The organism is Bartonella sp. MF74HXZ (assembly GCF_042194445.1).
In the GTDB taxonomy this organism is placed as follows: domain Bacteria; phylum Pseudomonadota; class Alphaproteobacteria; order Rhizobiales; family Rhizobiaceae; genus Bartonella; species Bartonella grahamii.
The window spans coordinates 1-556 of record NZ_JBHIMW010000037.1; the positions used below are offsets into that span (position 1 = coordinate 1).

The following is a 556-nucleotide window of genomic DNA, read 5'->3' on the forward strand; positions in this document are numbered from 1 at the left end:
TTTTTATACGATACAATATAAAAAATCTCTTTATGTGTTGCATTGTTTTCAGAAAAAATCAACCCGTGGCATTGCAACAGCAAAACCAGACATTAATCTGATTAAAGAACGTCTCAAGTTAGCAGAACAATTAGAAGGGAATTAAAATGATCAATGTTTTTCACGGTAGTTCCAATGTTTATGCGGATCTTGGCTTTTCAGATTCCAGAGAGATGCTTATCAAAGCGCAACTTGCTCATAAGATTAGTCAAATTCTGAAAGAAAAGAACTTAACACAAAAACAGGCTAGTCAACTTTTGAAAATGACTCAACCAAAACTGTCTAAACTCTTAAGTGGAGAATTTCGAGGAATTAGTGAAATGAAAATGCTTGAGTGTTTGGCAAAATTGGGAAACGATATAAAGATTATTGTTAATCCGAAAGAAGTTAAAACGCTTGAAGGACATTTTGAAGTTGTTTTTTCTTCTTAAACTTCTTTATGATTAGCTTTTTTGGGTCTATTCATACATGGCAATTGTTTATAAAAAATGGTCAAATGAATCACGTATAAAAGTGT

The 556-nt window shown here is 31.8% G+C and carries 2 protein-coding genes; both read left to right on the forward strand.

The window, feature by feature from the left end:
• Nucleotides 1-10: 10 nt before the first annotated feature.
• Nucleotides 11-145: a type II toxin-antitoxin system RelE/ParE family toxin gene (locus ACFIJ8_RS08505; protein ID WP_375639394.1), complete on the forward strand. Its 135-nt coding sequence runs from the start codon at nucleotides 11-13 to the stop codon at nucleotides 143-145.
• A gap of 1 nt (nucleotide 146) precedes the next feature.
• Nucleotides 147-470, forward strand: coding sequence for a helix-turn-helix domain-containing protein (locus tag ACFIJ8_RS08510; protein ID WP_015856199.1), 324 nt, complete (start codon nucleotides 147-149; stop codon nucleotides 468-470).
• Nucleotides 471-556: the final 86 nt, after the last annotated feature.

Coding starts and splice junctions, on each gene's coding strand:
- ACFIJ8_RS08510 (WP_015856199.1), top strand. CDS start 147: ATGATCAATGTTTTTCACGGTAGTTCCAATGTTTATGCGGATCTTGGC.